We start from the raw sequence: 546 nt of genomic DNA, 5'->3' as shown, positions 1-546 counted from the left end.
CGCATTTGGCATAAAAATATACGCCTACTGTTTGATGACTAATCATGTCCATTTACTGGTTTCTCCGGGTAACTCGGTTGCAGGGCTAGGGCAGTTAATGAAGGCGCTCGCGGCTCGGGCCACTCGGTATCGAAACAGGTTAGAAGGGCGGACAGGTACATTATGGGAGGGACGGTATAAATCAAGCGTGGTGCAAACGGAGACTTACTTGCTAGCTTGCTGCCGGTACATTGAATTAAATCCGGTTCGTGCATGCATGGTAGCTGACGCGGCGGATTATCCATGGTCAAGTTACAGTGCCCGCACAGGGCTGGTGCCTGATAGTGACTGGCTTGATGTTGATGCTTGTTTTTCTATATTGGGAGATACAACGCTGAAGCGCCGCGAAAATTATAAGGTATTTGTGAAGCAGTCCGTTTCGAGTGATGAGACGAAAATTATTCGTGAGGCGTTGCAACGGGGGCAGCTTACCGGAACTGCTCGTTTCATTGAAGAAGTTGAGAGGATTGCAGGCGTTCGTATTGAGCGCCGAGGGCAAGGGCGGCC

At 50.4% G+C, this 546-nt stretch carries 1 protein-coding gene; it reads left to right on the top strand.

Annotated features, from left to right (window positions below):
• On the top strand, positions 1–546 hold a 546-nt coding region (locus GIV26_RS27100; protein WP_236282931.1), incomplete at both ends, for a transposase.

This window comes from Pseudomonas sp. PA-1-3F, assembly GCF_021609665.1.
In the GTDB taxonomy this organism is placed as follows: Bacteria; Pseudomonadota; Gammaproteobacteria; order Pseudomonadales; family Pseudomonadaceae; genus Aquipseudomonas; species Aquipseudomonas paracarnis.
Note: the sequence above shows the minus strand (reverse complement) of the source record. Positions and strands in the feature narration are given on the sequence as shown.